Below are 23,871 nucleotides of genomic sequence, written 5' to 3'. Positions count from 1 at the left end.
GATAGTGGCGATCGTCATGCGGCATCGCGGCGCAGGTCCGCCGGTTAAGGTTACGGCCGGCCGCCGGTTTGCATTCCCCCAAGGGAGGTATATCGTCATGGAACGTGCGAAATTTTCTTTCTTTTGTAGCCATTTACAAGTTCGCCGGGCAGCGCCGGTTCGGCTATGGCATACCGCATTCCCGGATGGGTGATGAGCCAAGAGTGCTTGGGCCATGAGTGCTGAAGCTCCCTCGCCTGCGCCGGCCTTGCCGCCGGCTCGCGCCACGGTTGTGAAGAACAACCGCGCCCAGATCGTGATCTTTTCCGCCCTGACCCTGCTGCTGACCGCCGCGACGGTGTGGGGCGGCCAGATCTGGCTGCGCAATTCGGAGACCCTGGTGTTCGCGGTCGGCGACCAGAACGGCCCCGAGGCGAAGTTCGCCGCCAAGCTGGCGACGGTGCTGAAGAACAACTCGTCGCGGCTGCGCCTGAAGATCGCGACCAACCCCGACAACGCCAAGGCGCTGGCGCAGTTCGACCGCCGCGACGCCAACCTCGCGATCCTGCGCACCGACGCCAAGGTGCCGCCGCGCGCCCGCGCGCTCGCTATCCTCGAGCATGACGTGGTGCTGGTGCTGAGCCCCGGCGACAAGAAGATCAAGTCGTTCGCCGAGCTGAAGAAAAAGCGGATCGCCGTGGTCGGCGACGGCGACAACAGCGTCAACTTCGTGCGCAGCGCGCTCGAGATTGCCGACAACCCCGATGCGGCGCAGCGGGTGCAGCCGGCGCCGCCGGGCACGCCGATCGACCGGCTGTTCGCGTCCGCCTTCGGCGCCGTGATCGCGATCGAGCACGCCTCCAAGTTCATCAAGGACAAGAGCTACGAGCAATTTGCGCGGCGCAGCGGCTTCACGCTGAACGCGATCGATGCCGCCAAGGCGCTCGCCCGCAAGTATCCGGCGATCTCCGAGGAGACGGTCTCCAAGGGCATGCTGTCGGCCTCGCCGGCGATTCCCGACGACGACGTCGATACCATCGGGCTGGAGTGGCTGCTGGTCGCGCAATCGCGGATGTCGAGCACGACGGCGGCCGAGCTGGCGCGCCTGATCTATGAGAACAAGTCCGAACTCGTGCTCGCCGACGGCTTCGCCTCCAAGATCGAGCCGGCGGAGACCGACAAGGACGCCTTCATCGTCGCCCATCAGGGCGCCGCCGAATACATCAATGACGACACCAAATCGTTCATGGATCGCTACAGCGACGTGCTGTATCTCGCCGCCGCCGCGCTCAGCATCATCGGCTCGATCTTCGCCGCGATCTACACCAAGATCACCCGCGTCGCGCCGAGGAAGGCCAGCGAGCTTGCGGCGGCGATCCTCGAGATCGGCGAGCGGATGCAGCACGCCACCTGCATCGACCATCTCGATCAGCTGCAGGACGAGCTCGAGGCGATCCTGCGCCGCGCCGTGGTCGGCTTGCGCGACGGCAGCGTCTCCAGCGACGGGCTCGACACCTTCAAGCTCGGCTACGAGCTGGTGCGCGACGAAATCGCGCTGCGCCGCGACCACTTCAAGCGCCACCCGCCGGCGCAGGACGACAACGTCGTGGTGGTGAAGGCGGCGAACGCGTGAACGGCCGTTTGCTGTGAACCGTCATCCCCGCGCAAAGGCTCCGCCTTTGTCGCTGGAGGAGCGCGCACTTGCGCGCGTCTCGAAGGATGAATCGGCCCGGCCGGTGGCCGTCGACCCTTCGAGGCTCGCAAGAGCTCGCACCTCAGGGTGACGGTGACGCATAGGTGCTCGCGGCGATGCCGAATGCGCCTTGACGGCCAGCCATCATTTCAATATTCGTTGAAATATGGAAAAGACAGACGCCGTCAGCGCGCTTGGCGCGCTGGCGCAGGACAATCGGCTGGACGTGTTCCGCCTGCTGGTGCAGGCCGGACCCGACGGGCTGTCCGCCGGCGCGGTGGCCGACGCATTGGGACTTGCCCCCAACAGCCTGACCTTCCATTTCGACAGGCTGCGCGCCGCCGGGCTGATCGCGGTGCGCCGCGACGGACGCTCGATGATCTACACGGCGCAATACGAGCAGATGAACGCGCTGCTCGCCTTCCTCACCGAAAACTGCTGCGGGGGCGTTTCATGCGCGCCCGCGGCCGAGTGCAAGCCCGCGCGGAAGCGCAAGAGCGAGATCGCCTGAAAGGACAGACCATGAAGCGCATGCATGTTCACGTCTCCGTCGAAGACCTGTCCCGCTCGATCGGCTTCTACTCGGCGCTGTTCGCGGCGCAGCCTGCGGTGGTAAAGGCGGACTACGCGAAATGGATGCTCGACGATCCCCGCGTGAACTTTGCGATCTCGACCCGCGGCCGGCAACCTGGCCTCGATCACCTCGGCATCCAGGTCGAGAGCGCGGACGAGTTGCACGAGGTCTATGACCGGCTACGCCAGGCCGGCGGCGAGATCATCGAGCAGGGCCAGACCACCTGCTGCTATGCCAAGTCGGAAAAATCCTGGATCGACGATCCCGCCGGGATCGCCTGGGAGACCTTTCACACCACCGGCGAAAGCACCGACTATGGCGACGGCAGCGGCGAGAACCGCGCCCGCGTCGCGCAGGAGAAGCAGAGCGCCTGCTGCGCCCCGCAGGCGGCGGCGAAGCCGTCGTCGGCGTGCTGCTGAGGCGCATGAAGATGGATGTGATCATCTACCATAATCCGGACTGCGGCACGTCGCGCAACACGCTGGCGATGATCCGCCACGCCGGCATCGAGCCGCATGTCGTCGAATATCTGAAGACGCCGCCGGCCCGCGCCATGCTGCAGCAGCTGGTCGCGCGCATGGGGATCGCGGTGCGCGATCTGCTGCGCGAAAAGGGCACGCCATACGCCGAACTCGGGCTCGCCAACACGGCCCTGACCGACGACGAACTGCTCGATGTGATGCTGGCCCATCCGATCCTGATCAACCGGCCGATCGTCGTGACGCCCAACGGCGTGCGGCTGTGCCGGCCGTCCGAGACGGTGCTGGAGCTGCTTCCCCCACAGCGCGGCGAGTTCGTCAAGGAGGACGGCGAACGGGTACGGCTGGACCGCGGCGCCTGATGCGGCCGCTCGCCCAGCGCGCGTTCGCCGAGTGGCTCGGAACGGCCTTCCTGCTGGCGGCCGTGGTCGGCTCCGGAATCATGGCCGAACGGCTCGCCGGCGGCAACGCGGCGCTGGCCCTGCTCTGCAACACGATCCCGACCGGCGCCATTCTGGTCGTGCTGATCCTGGCGCTCGGCCCGGTCTCGGGCGCGCATTTCAACCCCGCGGTCTCGCTCGCCTTCGCGATCCGCCAGCAGGCACGCTGGACCGACACCGCAGTCTACGTCGCCGCGCAGATCGCGGGGGCGATCGCCGGGGTATGGATCGCGCATCTGATGTTCGACCTTGCGGTCTGGCAGGTGTCGACGACCGCGCGCACCGGGACCGGGCAGTGGATCGCCGAAACCGTAGCGACGTTCGGCCTGCTGACGACGATCTTCGGGGTCGCGGCGCGAACGCCGCAGGCGACGGCCTATGCGGTCGGGCTCTACATCACCTCGGCCTACTGGTTCACGGCCTCGACATCGTTCGCCAATCCCGCCGTGACCATCGCCCGCGCGCTGTCCAACACCTTTGCCGGTATCGCGCCCGACGGGGTGGTGCCGTTCATTGCCGCCCAGCTTGCCGGCGCCTGCCTCGCGATCCCGGTGGCGCGCGTGCTGTGGCGGCCGCAGATCGACGCCGCGGTCAAAGCCTGAGGAAAGCTGCCTCAGCCTGAAGCGGCCAGCACGCCGGCGATCGCGCTGAACACCACCACCACGAGCGGCGGCGCGCGCCAGACCGTGAGCAGCGCGAAGCCGACCAGCGCGATGCCGAAATCGCGCGGCCCAAGCACCGTACTGGTCCACACCGGCTGATACAGCGCCGCGCCGAGAATGCCGACCACCGCCGCGTTGACGCCGCGCATCATCGCCTGGGCGCCGGCGCGCTTGCGAAACTCGTCCCAGAACGGCAGCGCCGCCAGCAGGATCAGGACGCCGGGCAGGAAGATGCCGAGCAATCCGATGATCGCCCCGGCAACGCCATGCGGCGCGATACCGACCACCGCACCGAGATAGGCTGCGAAGGTGAACAGCGGGCCGGGCACCGCTTGCGCGGCGCCGTAGCCGGTGAGGAACGCGCTGTCATTGACCCAGCCCGGAGTGACCACGGCCTCGCGCAGCAGCGGCAGCACCACATGGCCGCCGCCGAACACCAGCGCGCCGGAACGGTAGAACGCCTCGAACAGCGCGATGCCGCCATCGCCCGACAGCCGCGCCAGCACCGGCAGACCGATCAGCAGGATCGAAAAGGCGGCCAGCGCGGCAAGCCCGACGCGCCGCGACACCGGCACGGCGAAGTGGGTGGCGCCGCCGCCCTGCCCGGCGCGGCACAGCACAAGGCCGGCGAGGCCGCCGAGCAGGATGGCGCCGACCTGGACGACCGGCGAGGTGCTGAACAGGATCAGCAGCGCGGCGAGGACCGCGATCGAGGCGCGGGTCCGATCCGGGCACAGCGTGCGCGCCATGCCCCACACCGCCTGCGCGACGATCGCGACCGCGACGAGTTTCAGCCCGTGCACCAGTCCGCTGCCCACCGGACCACTGAGCGCGCTGGCGCCATAGGCAAACAGCACGAGCACGATCGCCGACGGCAACGTGAATCCGGTCCACGCCGCCAGCGCGCCGGCATAACCCGCGCGCATCAGGCCGAGCGAAAAGCCGACCTGGCTGCTCGCCGGGCCCGGCAGGAATTGGCACAACGCCACGAGATCGGCGTAGGCCTGCTCGTCGAGCCATTTGCGGCGCTCGACGAATTCATGCCGGAAGTAGCCGATATGGGCGATCGGCCCGCCGAACGAGGTCAGGCCAAGCCGCAGAAACACGCGAAACACCTCGGCGGCGCGGCCCACTGGTTGCTCGACTGTCATCATTGACCTTGCCCACGCTGTTTGCCGGCGAAAATGTCGCGGACGGCATCAGATGAATTTCACGCCCGTGTTGCAAGGGCTACACTGGCGGCGACGTCGGGGAGAAGACAAATGCGAAAATTCTTCATCGCCCTTGTGGGCATGCTGGCCTGGTGCGCGCCGGCAGCAGCGCAGGAGCGAACGATCACCGTGGCTTCGACTACGTCGACGGAGCAGTCGGGCCTGTTCGGCCATCTGCTGCCGCAATTCACCAAGGCCTCGGGAATCGGAGTCAGGGTCGTCGCCGTCGGCACCGGTCAGGCCCTCGATATCGGACGACGGGGCGATGCCGACGTGGTGTTCGTTCACGACAAGCCGGCCGAGGACAAATTCATGTCCGAGGGCCAGGGCGTGAAGCGCTTTGACGTCATGTACAACGATTTCGTCATCGTCGGACCAAAGGCCGACCCGGCGCACATCGCCGGCGACAAGGACGTCGCCGCGGCGCTGCGCAAGATCGCGGCAGCGAAGGCGCCCTTCATCTCGCGCGGCGACCGCTCCGGAACGCACCAGGCCGAGTTGCGGCTCTGGAAGGATGCCGGCATCGACCTCGCGGCGGTGAAAGGCGACTGGTATCGCGAAATCGGACAGGGCATGGGGCCGGCGCTCAACATGGCGGCGTCGACCGGCGGCTATGTGCTGTCGGATCGCGGCACCTGGCTGTCGTTCAAGAATCGCGGCGATCTGACGATCCTGACTAAAGGCGACAAGCGGCTGTTCAATCAGTACGGCGTGATGCTGGTCAACCCGGCCAACCATCCGAACGTCAAGGCACAGGACGGGCAGGCCTTCGTCGACTGGCTGATCTCGCCGGCCGGACAGCAAGCCATCGCCGGCTACAAGGTCGGCAGCGAGCAGCTATTTTTCCCCAACGCGACCCACGAGTAGGAACGCGATGGTCGAGACGGCCACACTCAGGGCCAGCAGGATCAGCCCAAGCCCGAGCGCCAAGGGCAGCTCGCCCTTGCTGGTCTCGAGCGCGATCGCCGTCGTCATAGTCCGCGTATAGCCGCGAATATTGCCGCCGACGATGATGATGGCGCCGACCTCGGCGATGGCGCGGCCGAAGGCAGCGAGAAAGGCGGTCAACAGCGACGCGCGTCCCAGCGCGAACAGCAGGGCGATGCTGCGCACATAGGACAGCCCGTCGGTCCGCGCCAGATCGCGATATTCCATCCACAGCAGCGATGACGGCCGATGCACCAGCGCAACCACGATCGGGGTGGCAAGCAGTGTCTGGGCAATCACCATGGCGGCCGGCGTGAACAGCAGGCCGGCCGGACCCAGCGGTCCGGAGCGCGACAGCAGCAGATAGAGCGCGAGACCAACCACCACCGGGGGAAGACCGAGCAGTGCATTAGTCAGCACGATGACGACCTGGCGGCCGCGAAATTTTGCAATGGCCAGCCAGGCGCCGATCGGCGCTCCGATCAGCAAGGCAAGGATGCTCGCCATCAGGCTGACGCGCAACGACAGCATGACGATGCCGAGCAGCTCGGCATCCGCATCGGCGATCAGCGACAGCGCCGCACTGACGGATCGTGCGAAATCGCTCATCCGCCGGTGCGCTGCAGCGTCCGGCAGAAGGTCTCCACATCGGTGAACACCGCGTCGCCGGCGAATTTCAGCGACTCGATGGAGCGCTGCGCCGCCTCGGCGTGTCCGCTGCCGCAGGCGTCCTCCACGATGACAGGGACGATGCCGAGATCGGCGGCGTGCCGCGCCGTCGGCTCGATCCCGATCTCCATCGCGACGCCGACCAGCGCCATCGAGGTGATGCCGCAATCGCGCAGCGCGATCGCGAGCGGCGTACCCTCCAGTGCCGACATCGTCAGCTTGTCGAAGATCGCCTCGCTCGGCCGCGGCGCCAGCTCCGGCGTGATCTGGAAGCCCGGCGAGTCCCGCAGAAACCACGGGCTGACCTGCTCCGGATCGTCGGTGCGCTGCCAGGCCATCGCCATCCGATAGCAGAACGCGCCCATCAGCTCCCGCGGCAGCGACATGTGTCGCATGAAGAAGATTCTGACGCCGGCGGCGCGGGCGGCGTCGAGCACGCGCGCCACCTTCGCCACCACAGCCTCGGGATTCTTGATCTGCTTCAGGATGCCGATCTGCATGTCGTAGACCACCAGCGCCATGCGCTGGGGGCTGCAGATCTCGTCAAGGGTGTGGGGAATATCGAGGCCGAAGACGGTTTTCATTTGCCGATACCTGCGGAGTTTGACGGGCGGGACGCGTCAGCGGGGTCAGCCGCGTCTTGCCCGCGCGCGCCGGGCGCTGACCGGCCGGCGCGACGAGCGCCGCCGCCGACCGCGGGGAGCATAGTGTGAATCCGGCAAGGAAGGTCAAGACATCAGGTCGCCGTACCGGGCAGCCGTTATCCGGCCGCGATGTCCGCGCTCCCGGCATCGAGCTGCCGTCCTTCGCGATCCATATGCAGGTAGTTCGGGTTGAACAGGCCTGCGCGCATCAGGCGTGCGAGATCGGGCACGGCAAGGGTCTTGCTCTTGAGCACGATCAGGCCCGCGGCACGCAGCTCCTGCAATATGCGGTTGACGTGCACCTTGGAGAGACCGGTGGCGTCGGCGAGATCGGCCTGGGTCAGCGGAAAATCGCAGTTATCGCCCCTGGTCAGCTCGGCCATGCTCAAGCGCAGCCAGATCTCGCAGAGCAAATGCGCGGTACGCTCCAGGGCGGTGCGCTGACCGAGGTTCATCGTCCATTCGCGCTGGATCGCAGCGTTGACCAGGGTCTCCCACCAGAACGCCGTGGCGATGCGCGGATGCCGCGCGCCGACCTCATCGAAGAACTCGCGGGAGAGATCGGCGATCGTGACCTGCGTGATGCTGCCGATCGAATGATCCATCTCGCGCAGGATGAAGCCGTTGACGTCGCAGATGTCGCCCGGCAGGAGGAACGACACCACCTGCCGCCGGCCGTCCTCGAGCTGCTTGTAGCGGCAGGCCCAGCCGGACAGGATCAGATGCACGTCCCTCGGCTTCTCGCCCTCGCGGACGAGGTCGACGCGCGGACCGAGCTTGCGCACCCGCTCGGTGGCCGCGCGATTGAGGATGGCATGCTCCGCCGGCGAGAGGCGTACGAAGTGCTCCAATTTCCGGATCAGCGATGCCAACGACAGAGGTCCCCCGCATGTTCATCGGGTAACCGCCGGGTCGGTTTCAATAACGTATGTTACATTGCACAGGTATTGGCGAATGTTCACTTGTGTACATTCACGCCAACTGATTTTGGCGGCGCCGGCCACGATGTCTCGCGGCGGACACGCGGCCGCGCCGCGAGACGGGCCGATGTCTGCTTACACGAACGGCACGCCGTAATAGTCGTTGACCGCGCGCGTGGTGCCGATGTCGGCCCAATTCCAATCGCGCTCGCTGCCGTATTTCGGCGCGCCGCGCAGCTGGGCCTCGGTCACGCCGGTGACGTAGCCGCCGAGCCGCGTATCGTATTTCAGCGATTGCCAGGGCAGCGGATAGTGGTCATTGCCAAGTCCCAAAATTCCGCCGAAGCCGAGCACGGCATAGGAGACGCGCCCGCTCTTCTTGTCGATCATGACGCGCTCGATCGAGCCGATCTTGCGCTCATCGGCGCCATAAACCGCGGTGCCCTCGACCTTGTCGCTGCCGATCAGATTTCCGATTTCCTTATCGTCGACTGTCATGCGTTGCTCCGTTCAATCCTTGCATCGGCAACCCCCGATAGAGGTCGCCGTTCCCGCGACAATGTCGCGCGCTCAGCCGGTCGGCGCGTCGCCCTTGTCGTCGGGCGCCATGCCCGATCCCGGCGTCTTGTCGGCGTCGTTCAATTTCGGATCGCGCGTCGCTTCGCGCTGATGCGATGACCCGGCCTTGGTCTTGTGCGCGGTCTGAGCGCGCTGCTTGTCGGCAGGCTGCTCCTGACCCTTGGCGTCCCTGACGATGCCCTGGTTGGAATGTGCCATTTGTCGAGCTCCTTGAAGCCTAATCTCTAAAAGTCATGCGGGCCCCGGCGATGAAATTCGCCGAGGCCCGTCACCGGAATGGTCCACTGCTCTCGGGGAGCAAAGCAGCGAACGCACCGGGCTTACGCATGGCCCGCGAGATCGTTCCTGGTTTTCGGGGCGCATTTTTTTGATCCGCCGGATGTCATGGGTTAACGACGCCCTTTAGGAACCTGCCCTAAGGTTTGGTTCCAGGGTGGAGACAGATGAGCAAGAAGAAGCGCAACAGAGGCCGGCCTGCAGGATCGTTTGAGGACCGGCTCGGGAAGTTTGCCGAGGACGCCCGCATTGCAGCACGCAAATTGCCACCGGGGCGGGAACGCGACGCGTTAATGAAGAAAGCCAGACAGACCGAGACGGTGATGGAGGTCAGCGAGTGGCTGGTACCCCGTAAATAGCCACGCCGCTGAGCCCGACAGGGAGGGCCGCGATGATCGAGGAGAGGTTCGACTCACGTACGCTCGCCAACATGAATGTGGCGCTCGACCGTGTCTGCGATGGAACCCCGCACGGCGAGGAACACCCCACCCGCAGGCGCGTTGCCCGATACATCATCAAGTGCGCGAGGAGCGGCAGGACGACGCTCACCGAGTTGACCCGGGCCGGGCAACAGGCGCTGGCCAAGGTCACCACCGCGGCGGAATAGCCATCGCACGGAGCGCCTGCGGCTCTCGGCCTTCAGCAGAGGCAGACACGCATGCGCATCGCAATCAGCGTCGGCCTGCTGACCCTTCTGCTCGCGGTCGGCGCCTACGCCTATCAGGGCCTGATGGTCCCGGACGCACCGGTGCCGACCAATGGCATTATCCTGTTCACGGTCGGACTTGCGCTGATGGTCGTTGTCGGCGTCGGCTTGATGGGCCTGCTGTTCTATTCCAGCCGCCGCGGCTACGACGAACCGCCGCATATCGAGCGGTAGCGAGCGGGGACGTAGCGCGCTCCGCCCTCAGACCCGTCATCCTGAGGTGCGAGCCCTTGCGAGCCTCGAAGGATGAATCGGCCACCAGCCGGGCCGTCGATCCTTCGAGACGCGCGCAAGAGCGCGCTCCTCAGGATGACGGGGATAGATCTGATCTCACGTCGCTACGACGCAGCCTGCGGCACCCGGGCGCGGATCTCCGCGATCTTGCGCTTCAGCGCGGCCTGGCGCGGGTCGGGCATGATGGCGGCGCGGGCCTCGGTGATGGCGGCGGCGAGATCGGGCAGCGCAAGCACGCCGTCGAAGGTCGGCTTGGCGAGCCCGTCGATGATCGCGTGCCAGTCCGCGATGCCCTGGCGATAGGGATCGCCGTAGCCGCTGATCATGGTCGCGGTCTGGATCACGGCCGTCGCCGCCGCCGGCTGCTTGGTCAGGCTGCGGTCGATCATGTGCAGCCAGCGCTCGACCCAGACCCGCTCCTTGGCATAGCGGATCGAGAACAGCCGCCAGCGCTTCAGGCCCGCCTCGATCCGCAGCCGGCGGACGCTGAAGCGGCTGTTGGCGGAAAAGCGGATCGAGACCCGACGGTGCCGCCAGCCGAACCAGTCGAGCATGCCGAGAATCGGATCGGCGATCACCGCCGGCAGCGCGTCGATCAGCTCGTCGAGCCGGAATTTCTTGACGTCGTCGGCGGAGCGCGCCGTCAACCCGCCGGCGGCATTGACCTCGCCGAGCTTGAGCTGCGCGATCCGGATCGGATCCTCATAGGCCATGCGCTGCGCCAGCAGTTGCGCGATATCCGCGAGCATCGCGTCATCGACGCCGCGGCGGCCGACGAAGCGGTTGAGCCGGTCGACATAGAGCTGGGCGTAGCTCGTGCTCTGATATTCGATCATCAGGTGGATCGCGGCGCTGACCGCGGGGCCGAGATGCGCCGGACAGGCGTCGGGCAGCACCGGCGGCCCCTCGTCCTCGTCGCCGATGATGTCGGCGAACAGGTAACGGAGCGAAGCCAGGAGACCGTCGTCATCCGGCACTGCGGCGCCTCCAGAACTGCTCACAACGCGCTCATGCCGGCTTCGGCTCCGCCACCTTCGGTGCGGTGTACTGCGCCAGCTGCTGCTCCAGCGTCGAAATGTTCTGGAACAGGCGGGCGCTGGCAAGCCGCAGGAAGTAGAAGCCGAACGCCGGGTTCTGCACGTAGAGCTGCTCGACCTGGTCGTAGGTCACCGACAGCACGGTGCCGCTCTCGACGCATTCCAGCGTCTGGGTTCGGGTGTTCGACGGCGACAGCATGCCGAACTCGCCGACCAGGGCGCCGACCGGCAACTCGATGCCCGACTCGACCAGGCGGTAACGGCCGCTGACGATGTAGAAAATGCTGTCGGCCTTTTCGTCCTTGTAGAACAGGACGTCGCCGACGTTGAATTTCCGCTCGGTCGTGAACGGCCGCAGCCAGTCCATCGACAGATCGCTATTGACCGATTTCTTCACGCTGCGGACCAGCTGCAGCATCTGGTGCAGGCGATAGGTGTTCACCGGCAGCAGCACGGCGTGCAGGATCAACACTGCGTAATTGTGGGTCGGGATCGCGGTCGCGATCAGAATGATGTTGGTCAGGATGGCGAAGACGCGCAGCGGGATCATGGTGCGCATCGACAGCGTGGCGACCACGAAGATCGATGCAAACAGGCTGCCGGCCGCTCCGGCGTGCTCCGCGAGGTGTGAGGTATCCATCGGAAACCAACCAATTCTCAAGAAGTGAACAGACCACCTTATTAGTCGCTGCAGTGCGGTCGAGGTCGCATCAGCCGGACAGCATTTGCTGATATACGGGGAAAAGGCGACGAATTGTCTGATTTCTCACATTTGCCGGGGCAAAATTGGGACAAGATGCCTAGGCTATTCGTCCAACGGTTCGACGTCATACCGCCGAACGCCTGCGCGTTGACGGCCTCAGCCGAGGCAGGCACGTTGTGGCAGCGGCCCCGCCTCCTGCAGGGCCTCCCTTGCAAACAGCGCATCAAACCCAGGCAGGCAATCCAGCTCCGATGTCCAAGCCGCTCGTTGTTCCGGCTCTGACGCGTTTCGTGTCGGCCACTGCCGGCCGCAACATGACCACGGCGGCGTATGTGGCCGTGGCCGTCGGCGTCGCCATGATGGTGCTGCTGACGGTCGAGCCGGCCTATGACGCCGTGGGGCGCTGGGTCGACGCGCTGCTGTGGGCATGCCTGTTCTATTTCGTGTTCGAATGGCTGGTGCGGCTGCGCCATATGGGGCGGCAGGGCAAGTTCTGGTTCTACGCGCTGTCGAGCGCCGGCATCGTCGACGCGATCGGCGCGCTGGCGGTGCCGGTCGCCCTGCTCGCCGGCATCGCACCGAAGACGGCGTGGCTGCTCGGCGTGCTCTGGGTGCTCAAGGTGGTGCCGGGCATTCCGGGCCTGCGCCAGTTGCGGCGCGTGCTGGTGGTCGAGTCAGGCCCGCTCGCCAGCGTGCTGGTGATCTTCCTGATGGTGGTGTTCCTCGCCTCGGTCGCCGAATACTATCTGGAGCGTGACGTGCAGCCGCAAACCTTCGGCAGCGTCCCGGCGGCGCTGTGGTGGGCGGTGGTGACGCTGACCACCACCGGCTATGGCGACGTGGTGCCGATCACCCCGCTCGGCCGCATCGTCGCGGCAATGGTGATGATCTCGGGACTCGGCGTGTTCGGGCTGTGGACCGGCATTCTCGCCACCGGCTTTGCCGCCGAGACCCGCCGCGACAATTTTCTGAAAACCTGGGAGACCGTCAGCAAGGTACCGTTCTTCGCCCATCTCGGCCCCGCCGCGATCGCCGACGTCACCCAGGTGCTGCGGACCATGGACCTGCCGCCGCGCACCATGATCATCCGCAAGGACACCAACGGCGACTGCATGTATTTCGTCGCCGCCGGCGAGGTCGAGGTCGACCTGCCCGGCCGCAAGGTGCCGCTCGGCGAAGGCTCGTTCTTCGGCGAGATGGCGCTGCTCGGCAACGCCAAGCGCGCCGCCAGCGTCGCCACCACCAAGGTGACGCGGCTGTTGGTGCTTGACCTCGTCGATTTCCGCCTGTTGATGGCACGGCATCCCGAACTCGCCGAGACCATCGACGCCGAGGCGAAGCGGCGCGAGCGCGAAAATCAATGATGGAGACCACAATGGCCGATGCGGCCGACACCGGAAGCGGACCCGTGCTCGAGATCGCAGGGCCGCGCGCCACCATCCGCCTCAACCGGCCCAAGCATCTCAACCGCCTGCAGGCCGAGGACCTCGGCGAGCTGGTGAAACTGTTCGAGCGGATCGAGGCCGATCCCGCGATCCGCGTGCTGGTGCTGACCGGGACCGGGCGCGCGTTCTCGGCCGGCTACGACCTCAACTCGGTGGCCGAGCGGGCGGTGAGCGCGAACGAGCAGCAGAGCGCGGGCTCGGCGTTCGAGGTCGTGGTCAACCGGCTCGAGGATCTCGCGGTGCCGACGATCTGCCGGCTCAATGGCGGCGTCTATGGCGGCTCGACCGACCTGGCGCTGGCCTGCGATTTCCGGATCGGCGTCGACACCGCCGAGATGTTCATGCCGGCGGCGCGGCTCGGGCTGCATTACTACACCAGCGGCATCAAGCGCTACGTGACGCGGCTCGGCGTCGACAACGCCAAGATGCTGTTTCTGACTGCGCAGAAGATCACCGCGCCGGAGATGCTGCGGATCGGCTACCTCACCGCCATGGTGCCGCTCGAAATGCTGGACGAGGAAGTCGACAAGCTCGCGGCGATCCTGGCCGGCAACGCGCCGAAAGCGATGGCCGGCATGAAGCGCGCCGTCAACGAATTCGCCCGCGGCGCCCTGAATGAGGCCGCCGCCGACGCCCGCCACCGCGACAGCATGCGCGGCGACGAGATCAAGGAAGGCATCAAGGCGTTTGCCGAGAAGCGCGCGCCAAGGTTTTAGCTGGCCGCTTCGCACCCCTCTCAGTCCCGTCACCCTGAGGTGGCCGCTTCTTCAGCGGCCCTCGAAGGGTCGACGGCCCGGCTTTCCCCCTCACGGAGGCATCGTGGCCGTGCATCCTTCGAGGCTCGCCGAAGAGGCTCGCACCTCCAGCGACAAAGGCGAAGCCTTTGCGCGGGGATGACGGGACTAACAAGTGCGCACCCTGTTTCGCCGACCTCACCCCCGCTTTGACCGCATCGCACGCGTTTGCGCGATCTCCGGGTCCGCCGCCAGCGCCTGATAGCGCTTGCTGTCGACGGCGTAGATTGCGATGCGGCCTTTCGCGTCGGCGTGAACCCCCCAGCCAAAGCGTTTGCCGAGCGGCGAGGCACGCATGCAGGCTTGGCCCTTCGAGAAGAACGCCTCGCGCGCCAGGCTGCGCTCCTGCTTCGTTGCCTTCGCATCGAGCGCACGGCCGACCGCCGACGTCGCGAACACCACGTCGTCGGAGGTGTATTTGTACGGCGCGCTTGCGAGCATCGCGTATTGCAGCGTCGCGACGGTCGGCTGGCCGCCGCGCGGCTGCGGCGCTTCACCGCCGCGCGCGGGGCAATCCTCCGCGACGCGGATCAGGGTGTTGACGACATTGGTGCTGTGCAGCGCTTTCGCCATGGCGCCGTCTTATCACACGCCGGCCGCCGCGGCATGCGCCGCAGCCATCTCCTGGTCGGCGGCCGTGACACGCTGGTAGGCCGGGCGCGACGTGATGCGTTCAGCATGGCGGACGAAGACATCCCGCTTCGGCACGATGCCGAAGGTCATGGTCCAGTTGAAGGCGATGCCCCAAAGAATATCGGCCGCCGTGATCTCGTCGCCGAACAGATAGGGTCCCTTGGCGAGTTGCGCTTCGAGCGCGCCCAGCATGGTGTCGTAATCGGCATAGGGCGACATCGTGATCGGCGCCGGCTCGCGCTTCATGAAATGGTCGATCACGGCCGGCTCGAACGAGGAACCGTAATAGGCGATCCAGCGCAGATAGGGACCGCGGCGCGGGTCGTTCAGCGCCGGGGTCAAACCGGCCCGCGGGAATAAATCGGACAGGTAGATGTAGATCGCGACCTGCTCGGTCACCAGCGCCTCGCCGTGGCGGATCGCCGGCACCTTGCCGAGCGGATTGATCGCGAGATAGGCGTCCTTGCGCTGCTCGCCGGCCTTCGCGTTGAGGACGTGCAGATCGTAGGGCGCGCCCAGTTCCTCCAGCAGCACCCGCGCGCCGGTGGCGCGGGTCTGCGGCGAGTAATACAGCGTGATGCGGTCGGTGGTGGTCATGGGGTGGCTCCTTTGCGCCATCAGGGGTCGCGGCCCCCTTATGCTCGCCTATACCTGACACCCTGTGTCAGGTATGATCGGTGCATGCGCGCAAGCCGGCTGCTTTCGATCCTCACCACCCTGCAGGCGCGGGGACGGGTCACCGCGCCTGAGTTGGCCGAGGCCTGCGAGGTCTCAGTGCGGACGATCTACCGCGACATCGATGCGCTCGCCGCCGCCGGCGTCCCCGTTTATGCCGACCGCGGCGCGGAGGGCGGCTATCGCCTGCTCGACGGCTACCGGGTGCGGCTGAACGGCTTCTCGCAGTGCGAGGCCGAGGCGCTGTTCATGACGGGGCTGCCGGGACCCGCCGCCGCGCTCGGCCTCCAGCCTGCGATGGCGGCGGCGCAGACCAAGCTGATGGCGGCACTGCCGGCGAACCTGCGCCCCAACGCCAACCGGGTACGGCAGCTCTTCCATCTCGATGCGCCAGGCTGGTTCGGCGAGGCCGAGGAGCCAAAGCACCTGCGCGCCATCGCCGGCGCGGTGCTGCGCGAAAACCTGATCGAGATCCGCTACCAGAGCTGGAAGGCCGAGAAGCGCCGCCGCGTCGCGCCGCTCGGCCTCGTGCTGAAGGGCGGCAGCTGGTACCTCGCGGGTCTCGTCGACGGCAGCGTCCGCAGCTATCGCGTCGCGCGCGTGCTCGACTGCGTAGCCCTCGACGAGGCGTTCGCGCGGCCGGCCGATTTCGACCTCGCCGCCTATTGGCGCGCCTCCACCGAACGGCTCGAGGCCGAACTGCATCCGAACCACGCCACCGTGCGGCTGTCGCCGCTCGGGCAAAAGCTGTTCGAGGTGCTGGCGCATCCCTACGTCAAGGCGCGCATGCGGTTGGCCGAGACCACCGACGCCGACGGCTGGCGGATCGCCACCATGCCGGTCGGCAAGACGGTGTGGCACGCCGCGACCGAGCTGCTGCGGCTCGGCACCGAGGCCGAGGTGCTGGAGCCGCGCGAGCTGCGCGAGAAGATGGCCGAGATGACGGCTGCCATGGCCGAGCGCTATGTGGAGGCGCCGCCGCGGCAGGTGGCGCGGAGGGCGTGAGATTCCTTACCCTCCCCTGGAGGGGGAGGGTCGGATCGCATGCAGCGCAGCGGAATGCGAGACGGGGCGGGGTGATTCTCAACACGGGCAGCGCTTAGGTGGAGAGACCGTCACCCCACCTCGCCGCTCATTTCATTCGCGTCGATCCTCCCCCTCCAGGGGAGGATGGGCGCGCCCCAGCGACTGGACTATTCGTCGACGAACGTCACCGTGTCGGCCAGCGCCGCGCGCGACGTCCGGTAGCTGTTCACCTTGTGCGCATGATCGGCATAGCCGAACGAGATGCCGCAGACGACGCGGCGATCCTCGGCGAGATCGAAATGGCGGCGGATCAGGCTGGAATGGCGCGCCAGCGCGGCCTGCGGGATGGTGCCGAGCCCGAGCGCCTGGGCCGCCAGGATGAAGTTCGAGACATAGGCGCCGCAATCGATCGCGCCGTAGATGCCGAGCGGCTCGTTGGTGTGGATCACGGCGACATGCGGCGCGCCGAAGAAATTGTAATTCTCCAGCGCCTGTTTTGCATACGCGGCCCTGTCGCCCCTGGCGATGCCAAGCGTGTTATAGAGCTGAAACCCGCTTTCGCGACGGCGCTCAAGATAAACGCCGACATATTCCCGCGGCGGCGTGAAGTCGTAATCCTCGCCGATGCCGCGCGACGCCTCGGCATAGATCGCCTTGCGAAAGCTCTCCTTCGCCTCGCCGGAGACGATCAGCACCTGCCAGGGCTGGCTGTTGCACCAGGACGCGGTGCGCTGCGCCGTGGTGAGCACGTGCTCGATGGTCTCGCGCGGCACTTCGCGCGGCAGGAAGGCGCGCACCGAATAGCGCTCGTTGAGCAGGCTTTCGAGCGCGCCGATGCGGTCTTGATTGACGATGGCGTCCATGCTCAGCGCCCCTTGGTCGGAATCTTGTTGTACGGCACGTCCTTGTCGACCCTGATGTCACCGGGCAGGCCGAGCACGCGCTCGGCGATGATGTTGCGCAAGATCTCGTCGGTGCCGCCGGCGATGCGCATCGAGGGCGACGATAGCAGCATCTGCTGGAACTGGCCGTGCACCAGCTCCTCGCTCTCTCCGGTCAACCCGCCCGAGGCGCCCTGCAGGTCCATCGCGTAGGTTGCGATATCCTGCAGCATCATGCCGGAGACCAGCTTGCCGATGGAGTTTTCCGGTCCCGGACGCTCGCCCTTCGACAGCGCCGAGATCGCGCGGTAGCTGGTGTATTTCAGCCCGCTCGATTTCACCGCCCAGCTCGCGAGTTTCGAGCGCACCGCGGGATCGTCGATCGCGAGGCCATCCTCCAGCATCAGGTTCGAGCAGAACTCGAACATTTCGGGGACGCCGGTCGCAAGCCGCGCGCCGATCGACATGCGTTCGTTCATCAGCGTGGTCAGCGACACGTTCCAGCCTTCGCCGACGGCGCCGAGACGCTGGCTGTCCGGGATCACGACGTCGGTGAAATAGACCTCGTTGAACTCCTGCATGCCGTTGGCCTGCTTGATCGGCCGCACCTCGACGCCGGGGCTCTTCATGTCGAGGAAGAACATCGTCAGCCCCTTGTGCTTGGGCACGTTCGGATCGGTGCGCGCGATCAACAGGCCGTAGTCGGAATAATGCGCGCCCGAGGTCCAGATCTTCTGGCCGTTGACGACCCAGTTGTCGCCCTGCTTCTCGGCGCGGGTGCGCAGGCCCGCGACGTCGGAGCCGGCCGACGGCTCGGAGAACAGCTGGCACCAGATCTCCTCGCCCGAGGCGAGCTTCGGCAGATAGCGGCGTTTTGCCTCTTCGCTGCCCCAGGCCATCACGGTCGGGCCGCACATGCCCTCGCCGATCTGGAACGGCTGGGTCAGCTTGCCGTAGACGCCCTCCTCCTGCTGCCAGATCACGCGGTCGATCGGCGTCGCGCCGCGGCCGCCATATTCCTTCGGCCAGTGCAGGCAGGCCCAGCCGCCCTCCGCCTTCTTCTTCTGCCAGGCCTTGCCGACATCGACCATGTCGTGCTTCGCAAGCCTGATGCGGCCGAGCGAGGACTTTGACAGCTCCGCCTCGAACTCCTTCGGCGCGTTGGCCTCGACCCATTTGCGGGCGGTGGCGCGAAACTCGGCTTCCTGCGGCGTATCGTCGAAATTCATGGCGGCTCCCTTTTTCTTTGTCATTCCGGGGCGCGCAACGCGCGAACCCGGAATCTGGAGATTTGTTACGCGGCTCGAGGTTCCGGGTTCGTCGCTTCGCAACGCCCCGGAACGACGGACTAGGCTCTTCCCTTGGTCGGGATCTGGTTGAACGGCACGTCCTTGTCGACCCTGATATCGCCGGGCAGGCCGAGCACGCGTTCGGCGATGATGTTGCGCATGATCTCGTCGGTGCCGCCCTCGACACGGGTGCCCGGCGCGCGCAGCAACATTGCCTGGAATTTGCCGGCGACCTCGGCGTCCTCAGGACCGTTCAGCGCACCGGCGGCGCCCTGCAGATCGAGCGCATAGGCTGCGACGTCCTGGATCATCGAGCCCGCCACCAGCTTGCCGATCGAATTCTCCGGCCCCGGGCGCTCGCCCTTCGACAGCGCCGAGATCGCGCGCATGCTGGTGTATTTCAGCCCGCTCGCCTTCACCGCCCAGTTCGCCAGCTTCGAGCGCACCGCGCAGTTCTCGATCGCGGGACCGTCCTCCAGCATCAGATTGTTGCAGTACTCGAACAGCTCCGGAAAGCCGGTCGAGACGCCGGCGCCGATCGACATCCGCTCGTTCATCAGCGTGGTCAGCGACACGTTCCAGCCGTCATTGACATTGCCGAGCCGCTGCGAGTCCGGAATGCGGACGTCGGTGAAATAGACCTCGTTGAAGTCGGAGGCGCCGCTCGCCTGCTTGATCGGCCGCACCTCGACACCCGGGCTCTTCATGTCCAGGAAGAACATGGTGAGGCCCTTGTGCTTCGGCACGGTCGGATCGGTGCGGGTGAGCAGAATGCCGTAATCGGAATAATGCGCGCCCGAGGTCCAGATCTTCTGGCCGTTGATCACCCACTCGTCGCCGCGCTTCTCGGCGCGGGTGCGCAGGCCGGCAACGTCGGAGCCGCCGGCCGGCTCGGAGAACAGCTGGCACCAGATCTTTTCGCCGGAAGCGAGCGGCGGCAGATAGCTGCGCTTCTGCTCCTCGCCGGCAAACGCCATCATGGTCGGGCCGCACATGCCGTGGCCGATGATGAACATCGCGCTGAGGCGGCCGAACGGGCCCTCCTCCTGCTGCCAGATCACGCGCTCGATCGGAGACGCGCCGCGGCCGCCATACTCCTTCGGCCAGTGCAGGCAAGCCCAGCCGGCGTCAGCCTTCTTCTTCTGCCAGGCCTTTGCCACTTCGAGAATGTTGGCGCCCTTGAGCTGGACGCGGCCCAGCGAGGCCTTGCGCAGCTCGTCCTCATATTGCTTCGGCGCGTTCGCCGCGATCCAGGCTTTCGCCTCGGCGCGGAATGCGGCCTCTTGCGGGGTGTCGTCGAAATTCATGGTCTCTCATCCTTCGCCGGCGTCGTAGGATGGGTAGAGCGAAGCGAAACCCATCTCTTGGACGACCCGCGTCATGATGGGTTTCGCTGCGCTCTACCCATCCTACAAATCACCAATGGCTACGCCGCGTTCTTCTTGCGCATGCGATCGATCAGCGCATCTTCCCAATAGGACAGGCTGCCGAGGCCGACCGCGACCGCGTTGGCGCGGCGGTAGTACATGTGGCAGTCGAACTCCCAGGTAAAACCCATGCCGCCGTGAACCTGGATGTTGTTCTTGGCGCAGTGCTGGAATGCCTGCGTCGCGCTGATGCGCGCGGCGGCGGCGGCCTCCCGCAGCTCACCGGCATCGGTCGAAAGCGCCCAGGCGCCGTAGTAGCAGTTGGAGCGCGCCAGCGTCGCCGAGACGTACATGTCGGCGAGCATGTGCTTGATCGCCTGGAACGAGCCGATCGGCCGGCCGAACGCGATACGGTCGAGCGCGTAATCGCGGCCCATCTCCAGCGCGCGGTCGGCGCCGCCGACCTGCTCGAACGCCATCAACACCGCGGCGCGATCGAGCACCTGGGTGATGACGCCCCAGCCTTCGCCGGCCGCACCGAGCGGCTCGCCCTTGGCGTCCTTGAAGCTGATCTCGGCCTGGCCGCGGGTCAGGTCGATATTGGTCAGCGGCTTGACCTCGACGCCGCTCCCCTTGAGGTCGACGATGAACAGTGAGATGTCGGATTCGCGGCCGCTGGAGCCGGTGCGCGCGGCAACCACGGCGAAGTCGGCGATCGCGCCGTCGGCGACCGGCTTCTTGACGCCGTTGAGCACGCCGCCATTGGCGGTGACGTTGATCGCCTTCGGCGACGGATTGCCCTTGCCCTCGAACAGCGCCAGCGTGCCGATCGCATCGCCCGCGGCGATCTTCGGCAGCCACTTCTGCTTCTGCGCGTCACTGCCGGCGATCAGGATCGCTTCGGCGGCGAGGTAGACGGTCGACGAGAACGGCACCGGCGCCAGCGCGCGGCCCATTTCCTCGGCGATCACGCAGAGCTCGAGATGGCCCGCACCCGCACCGCCGAATTTTTCGGGGATGGCGACGCCGAGAAAGCCCATCTCCGCGAGGCCCTTCCACAGCGCCTTGTCGTAGGGCGCCTTGCCATCGAGCACCTCGCGCACCGCCTTCGGCGGGCACTGTTCGCTCAGGAATTTCCGCGCCTCGTCGCGCATTTGCTTCTGTTCGTCGGAGAAATCGAAATTCATGGCGCTTACCCGCGTTGCTGTTGTTGCTTTGCTTCGTAGGATGGGTGGAGCGAAGCGATACCCATCAAGATCTTGATTACGAATGATGGGTTTCGCTGCGCTCTACCCATCCTACGGTCAGTTCAAAATGATCACCTCGTCGCAGGGCGTATCGGCGTAGAGCTTCTCGACCAGATCGGCGCGGCGCTCGAGGCCGGCGCGCTGGTTGATGTAGCCCTTGTCGGTGAGTTCGTTGCCGTCGATCGACGGCGGCTCGACCATCAGCATCGCGCGCGCGATACGCATGCTGCTGCCGGTCGCGGACGCATTGTGGGCCTGCAGACCCTTTTTGAGGCAGTCGATCACGGCCGGATGCCGGATCACGTCCTCATAGGTCGCGTTGGCGTTGCCGACGAGCTGGCGGCAGGCATGCAAATTGGGCCAGCACAACAGGCCGATCGAGCAGCGGTCCTGGCCCGCCACCAGCGCGTCGTGCACCACCGGCGTCGCGGCCGCGATCGCGTCGGTGCGCAGCGAGCCGACGTGAACAAAGGTGCCGGTGGTCAGCTTGAAGTCCTCGACCACGCGGCCGGCGAAGATGATGCCCTGGAGCGGGTCCTCGGGATCGACGAACACGCCGGCATCGCCGATGCAGTAAAACCCCTCCTCATCAAACATCTTTGCGGTGAGGTCAGGCTGGCCGAAATAGCCCGGCGTGACGTTGACGCCGCGCAGCCGCAATTCGTATTTCGCGCCGCAGGGCACCATCTTCAATTCGACGCCGGGGAACGGCAGACCGATCAGCCCGACGCGCTCGGTGTCCCAATAGGTGCCGGTCGAGGTCGGCGCGGTCTCGGTCGAGCCCCAGCCGGTGTAGAACACGACGCGCTCGCCCGTGGTCTTCACCGCCAGCGCCTGCATGCGGTCGTAGAGATCGTCGGGCAGCCGCGCGCCGCCATAAGCCATGATCGAGAGGTTCTTGAAAAAACTCCGGCAGAGCCCCTCGTCCTTCTCCATCGCCGCGGCGAGCGCGGCATAGCCAGCGGGCACGTTGGCGTAATAGGTCGGCGACACCTCGTGCAGGTTTTTGATGGTCTCCTCGAACTGGCCCGGCATCGGCCGGCCGTCGTCGATGTAAAGCGTGCCGCCGTCGACCAGCACCGGATTGAACGCGGCATTGCCGCCCATGGTGTGATTCCACGGCATCCAGTCGAGCACGGTCGAGATCGGACCGCCCGGCTCACGCGGCCGCACCTGCGTCATCATCGCCGCGTTGGCGCACATCATTTCCTGGGTGTTGATGACGGCCTTGGGCATGCCGGTCGAGCCCGACGTGAACAGCAGCTTGCCTACGGTCTTTGGCGTGATCTTCGCAATCGACTGCTCGACCGCTGAAGTCACCGGAGTCGCTGCGAGCTCGTCAAAGGATACGCTCGCGATGCCGTCGCAGGGCCGCAGCACGTGGATAACCGTGATGCCGGTGAGATCAAGCGCTTTCAGCGCCTTCTCGAAAGTCGGGCCGTCCTGCACCATCACGACGGCCGGCTTGATCAGGTTGAACAGATATTTGAGCTTGAGATGGTCCTGGCTCATCAGCGAATAGGCCGGCGACACCGGCGCGGCCGGCAGCCGCGCCTGCATCGCGGCCTGCGTCAGCAGCGCATGTTCGATCGAATTGCCGGAGAGGATTGCGACCGGTCGGCCTTCGTCGAGGCCGAGATCGAGCAGGCCCTGGGTCAGCGCATCGACGGTGCGCTTGGCTTCGCCATAGGACACTTTGCGCCACTGCCGCTCGGGGCCGCCGCGCTGCGCCAGCCAGATCCGCTCCGGCGCCTCATCAGCCCATTTCGCAAGCGAGGCCGGAATATGCGTCGCATAGGCCTGCAGCGGAATCCGCGACTTCAGCACCACCGTGCCGTCGGCGCGCCGCTCCACCGCGATGTCGCGTGCGAGCCAGTCCACCTTGCGAAAGGCCGGCTTCGTCAGCATCGCCGCGTCCCCATCCATTTTGCGTCTCCCGGAATTCTTGTCCTTTTGAGGATCTGTTCTCAGCGCCTGATATAGACAGGCTTTCGTTTCTCAAGGAAGGCCCTGATGCCTTCCTGGAAATCTTCCGAGCGGCTGCACAGCACCTGATTGCGATCCTCCATCGCAATCACCGCCTCGATCGAGCCGGCATCGACGCTCATGTTGATGCATTCCTTCGAGAGGCGGAGGCCGACCGGCGAGGCCGTCATCATCGCATCGACGTAAGGGTTCGCGGCGGCATCGAGATCGGCGGCTTCGACCACCTCGGACACGAGGCCGACGGCAAGCGCGCGCTCGGCGTTGATGAAGCGCCCGGTCAGGATCAGCTCCGAAGCGACCGACACGCCGACGAGGCGCGGCAGAAAGTAGCTGGTGCCGATGTCGCAGCCGCCGAGGCCGAGCTTGATGAAGGCGCAGTTCATCCGCGCATTTTTCGCGGCGATCCGGATGTCGGCGGCGAGCGCCAGCGCAAAGCCGCCGCCGGCCGCCGCGCCCTGCACCAGCGCGATGATCGGCTGCGGAGCGCGCCGCATCAGCATCACGATGTCGGCAATGCGGCGCTGCGAATCCAGCGACTCGGTGACGCCGGGCGGCTCGGTCTGGGTGCCGCGGCGCGCCATCGCATGCTTGAGGTCGAGCCCGGCGCAGAAATTGGCGCCGGCGCCCCTCAGCACCACGACGCGGGTGTCGCGGTTGCGCTGCAGCCCCTGGAAATAAACATTGAGTGCATCGATCAGCGACGGATCGAGTGCGTTGAGGCTGTCCGGTCGATTGAGGGTGACCCAATCGACCCCGTCGTGATGTTCGATCAGCAGCGGACTAGTCACATCATGC

At 66.2% G+C, this 23,871-nt stretch carries 28 protein-coding genes; 12 read left to right on the top strand and 16 right to left on the bottom strand.

All coding sequences use genetic code 11. The annotated features are described in order from the left end of the window. Positions 1 to 214 precede the first annotated feature (214 nt). From XH93_RS04280 to XH93_RS04260, 5 genes are all read left to right on the top strand, one after another. Complete coding sequence (locus tag XH93_RS04280) at positions 215 to 1,612, top strand: TAXI family TRAP transporter solute-binding subunit (RefSeq protein WP_194472572.1); 1,398 nt, start codon at positions 215 to 217, stop codon at positions 1,610 to 1,612. Between the two features lie 226 nt (positions 1,613 to 1,838). Next, positions 1,839 to 2,183 carry a helix-turn-helix transcriptional regulator gene (locus XH93_RS04275; protein WP_194472571.1) on the top strand — a complete coding sequence of 115 codons (345 nt, stop codon included), beginning with the start codon at positions 1,839 to 1,841 and terminating at the stop codon, positions 2,181 to 2,183. An 11-nt stretch (positions 2,184 to 2,194) separates the two neighbouring features. After that, positions 2,195 to 2,665 carry an ArsI/CadI family heavy metal resistance metalloenzyme gene (locus XH93_RS04270; protein ID WP_194472570.1) on the top strand — a complete coding sequence of 157 codons (471 nt, stop codon included), beginning with the start codon at positions 2,195 to 2,197 and terminating at the stop codon, positions 2,663 to 2,665. Between the two features lie 11 nt (positions 2,666 to 2,676). Beyond that, a complete protein-coding gene (gene arsC, locus XH93_RS04265; protein WP_194472569.1) occupies positions 2,677 to 3,087 on the top strand; it encodes an arsenate reductase (glutaredoxin) in 411 nt (136 codons plus the stop codon). Continuing rightward, the gene (locus XH93_RS04260) at positions 3,087 to 3,767 is read left to right on the top strand and encodes an MIP/aquaporin family protein (protein WP_194472568.1); all 681 of its coding nucleotides are present in this window, start codon (positions 3,087 to 3,089) and stop codon (positions 3,765 to 3,767) included. The genes arsC and XH93_RS04260 overlap by 1 nt, the downstream gene beginning before the upstream one ends. An 11-nt stretch (positions 3,768 to 3,778) precedes the next feature. Here the strand turns inward: XH93_RS04260 and chrA are convergent, their stop codons facing one another. Then, complete coding sequence (gene chrA / locus XH93_RS04255) at positions 3,779 to 4,978, bottom strand: chromate efflux transporter (protein WP_246799481.1); 1,200 nt, start codon at positions 4,976 to 4,978, stop codon at positions 3,779 to 3,781. A 111-nt stretch (positions 4,979 to 5,089) separates the two neighbouring features. Between chrA and XH93_RS04250 the strand changes: the two genes are divergently transcribed. Beyond that, positions 5,090 to 5,905, top strand: a complete 816-nt coding sequence (locus XH93_RS04250; protein ID WP_246799480.1) for a substrate-binding domain-containing protein — start codon at positions 5,090 to 5,092, stop codon at positions 5,903 to 5,905. On the opposite strand, the gene XH93_RS04245 is transcribed toward XH93_RS04250, so the two are convergent. The 5 genes from XH93_RS04245 to XH93_RS04225 form a co-directional block, all read right to left on the bottom strand. Next, positions 5,876 to 6,574 (bottom strand): ABC transporter permease, encoded by a 699-nt coding sequence (locus tag XH93_RS04245; protein WP_194472566.1) that lies wholly within the window; start codon positions 6,572 to 6,574, stop codon positions 5,876 to 5,878. The genes XH93_RS04250 and XH93_RS04245 overlap by 30 nt on opposite strands. Beyond that, entirely contained in the window at positions 6,571 to 7,218 is a 648-nt protein-coding gene (locus XH93_RS04240) for a cysteine hydrolase family protein (RefSeq protein WP_194472565.1), read from the bottom strand. The genes XH93_RS04245 and XH93_RS04240 overlap by 4 nt, the downstream gene beginning before the upstream one ends. A gap of 176 nt (positions 7,219 to 7,394) precedes the next feature. Beyond that, positions 7,395 to 8,150, bottom strand: a complete 756-nt coding sequence (locus tag XH93_RS04235; RefSeq protein ID WP_194472564.1) for a Crp/Fnr family transcriptional regulator — start codon at positions 8,148 to 8,150, stop codon at positions 7,395 to 7,397. Positions 8,151 to 8,333: 183 nt separating this feature from the next. After that, the gene (locus XH93_RS04230; protein ID WP_139487052.1) at positions 8,334 to 8,696 is read right to left on the bottom strand and encodes a PRC-barrel domain-containing protein; all 363 of its coding nucleotides are present in this window, start codon (positions 8,694 to 8,696) and stop codon (positions 8,334 to 8,336) included. 72 nt (positions 8,697 to 8,768) lie between these two features. After that, positions 8,769 to 8,975 (bottom strand): hypothetical protein, encoded by a 207-nt coding sequence (locus tag XH93_RS04225; protein WP_139858617.1) that lies wholly within the window; start codon positions 8,973 to 8,975, stop codon positions 8,769 to 8,771. Between the two features lie 245 nt (positions 8,976 to 9,220). Here XH93_RS04225 and XH93_RS04220 point away from each other — a divergent pair, with 245 nt between their 5' ends. From XH93_RS04220 to XH93_RS04210, 3 genes are read left to right on the top strand one after another with little or no spacing between them, the layout of a single operon-like run. Continuing rightward, on the top strand, positions 9,221 to 9,412 hold the full coding sequence (locus XH93_RS04220; RefSeq protein ID WP_139858618.1) for a hypothetical protein: 192 nt from the start codon (positions 9,221 to 9,223) through the stop codon (positions 9,410 to 9,412). A 32-nt stretch (positions 9,413 to 9,444) separates the two neighbouring features. Beyond that, positions 9,445 to 9,660 carry a hypothetical protein gene (locus tag XH93_RS04215; protein WP_194472563.1) on the top strand — a complete coding sequence of 72 codons (216 nt, stop codon included), beginning with the start codon at positions 9,445 to 9,447 and terminating at the stop codon, positions 9,658 to 9,660. 51 nt (positions 9,661 to 9,711) lie between these two features. Further along, positions 9,712 to 9,933, top strand: coding sequence for a hypothetical protein (locus XH93_RS04210; RefSeq protein ID WP_194472562.1), 222 nt, complete (start codon positions 9,712 to 9,714; stop codon positions 9,931 to 9,933). 164 nt (positions 9,934 to 10,097) lie between these two features. Here the strand turns inward: XH93_RS04210 and XH93_RS04205 are convergent, their stop codons facing one another. After that, positions 10,098 to 10,970, bottom strand: a complete 873-nt coding sequence (locus XH93_RS04205) for a DUF6537 domain-containing protein (RefSeq protein ID WP_194474986.1) — start codon at positions 10,968 to 10,970, stop codon at positions 10,098 to 10,100. A gap of 31 nt (positions 10,971 to 11,001) precedes the next feature. Next, a complete protein-coding gene (locus XH93_RS04200) occupies positions 11,002 to 11,670 on the bottom strand; it encodes a Crp/Fnr family transcriptional regulator (protein WP_139487057.1) in 669 nt (222 codons plus the stop codon). 314 nt (positions 11,671 to 11,984) lie between these two features. Between XH93_RS04200 and XH93_RS04195 the strand changes: the two genes are divergently transcribed. Both XH93_RS04195 and XH93_RS04190 read left to right on the top strand, forming a co-directional pair. Then, positions 11,985 to 13,097 carry a cyclic nucleotide-gated ion channel gene (locus XH93_RS04195; protein WP_194472561.1) on the top strand — a complete coding sequence of 371 codons (1,113 nt, stop codon included), beginning with the start codon at positions 11,985 to 11,987 and terminating at the stop codon, positions 13,095 to 13,097. Between the two features lie 11 nt (positions 13,098 to 13,108). Continuing rightward, entirely contained in the window at positions 13,109 to 13,894 is a 786-nt protein-coding gene (locus XH93_RS04190; RefSeq protein WP_194472560.1) for an enoyl-CoA hydratase/isomerase family protein, read from the top strand. A 216-nt stretch (positions 13,895 to 14,110) separates the two neighbouring features. Here the strand turns inward: XH93_RS04190 and XH93_RS04185 are convergent, their stop codons facing one another. Together XH93_RS04185 and XH93_RS04180 are read right to left on the bottom strand one after the other, a co-directional pair. After that, positions 14,111 to 14,545, bottom strand: coding sequence for a DUF6157 family protein (locus XH93_RS04185; protein ID WP_139487060.1), 435 nt, complete (start codon positions 14,543 to 14,545; stop codon positions 14,111 to 14,113). A gap of 12 nt (positions 14,546 to 14,557) precedes the next feature. After that, on the bottom strand, positions 14,558 to 15,202 hold the full coding sequence (locus tag XH93_RS04180; protein ID WP_194472559.1) for a glutathione S-transferase family protein: 645 nt from the start codon (positions 15,200 to 15,202) through the stop codon (positions 14,558 to 14,560). 84 nt (positions 15,203 to 15,286) lie between these two features. Here XH93_RS04180 and XH93_RS04175 point away from each other — a divergent pair, with 84 nt between their 5' ends. Continuing rightward, positions 15,287 to 16,285, top strand: coding sequence for a YafY family protein (locus tag XH93_RS04175; protein WP_194472558.1), 999 nt, complete (start codon positions 15,287 to 15,289; stop codon positions 16,283 to 16,285). 188 nt (positions 16,286 to 16,473) lie between these two features. Here the strand turns inward: XH93_RS04175 and XH93_RS04170 are convergent, their stop codons facing one another. The 6 genes from XH93_RS04170 to XH93_RS04145 all read right to left on the bottom strand — a co-directional run bounded on the left by XH93_RS04170 (position 16,474) and on the right by XH93_RS04145 (position 23,864). Beyond that, on the bottom strand, positions 16,474 to 17,169 hold the full coding sequence (locus tag XH93_RS04170) for a nitroreductase (RefSeq protein WP_194472557.1): 696 nt from the start codon (positions 17,167 to 17,169) through the stop codon (positions 16,474 to 16,476). 2 nt (positions 17,170 to 17,171) lie between these two features. Beyond that, the gene (locus XH93_RS04165; protein WP_194472556.1) at positions 17,172 to 18,416 is read right to left on the bottom strand and encodes an acyl-CoA dehydrogenase; all 1,245 of its coding nucleotides are present in this window, start codon (positions 18,414 to 18,416) and stop codon (positions 17,172 to 17,174) included. A 119-nt stretch (positions 18,417 to 18,535) separates the two neighbouring features. After that, positions 18,536 to 19,783 carry an acyl-CoA dehydrogenase gene (locus XH93_RS04160; RefSeq protein ID WP_194472555.1) on the bottom strand — a complete coding sequence of 416 codons (1,248 nt, stop codon included), beginning with the start codon at positions 19,781 to 19,783 and terminating at the stop codon, positions 18,536 to 18,538. A gap of 119 nt (positions 19,784 to 19,902) precedes the next feature. Next, on the bottom strand, positions 19,903 to 21,030 hold the full coding sequence (locus XH93_RS04155) for an acyl-CoA dehydrogenase family protein (protein ID WP_194472554.1): 1,128 nt from the start codon (positions 21,028 to 21,030) through the stop codon (positions 19,903 to 19,905). A gap of 117 nt (positions 21,031 to 21,147) precedes the next feature. Then, positions 21,148 to 23,016, bottom strand: a complete 1,869-nt coding sequence (locus tag XH93_RS04150) for an AMP-binding protein (RefSeq protein WP_194472553.1) — start codon at positions 23,014 to 23,016, stop codon at positions 21,148 to 21,150. A gap of 41 nt (positions 23,017 to 23,057) precedes the next feature. Beyond that, entirely contained in the window at positions 23,058 to 23,864 is an 807-nt protein-coding gene (locus XH93_RS04145; protein WP_194472552.1) for an enoyl-CoA hydratase/isomerase family protein, read from the bottom strand. Positions 23,865 to 23,871 lie beyond the last annotated feature (7 nt).

This window comes from Bradyrhizobium sp. CCBAU 51753, assembly GCF_015291565.1.
GTDB classification, from domain to species: Bacteria; Pseudomonadota; Alphaproteobacteria; order Rhizobiales; family Xanthobacteraceae; genus Bradyrhizobium; species Bradyrhizobium ivorense.
Note: the sequence above shows the minus strand (reverse complement) of the source record. Positions and strands in the feature narration are given on the sequence as shown.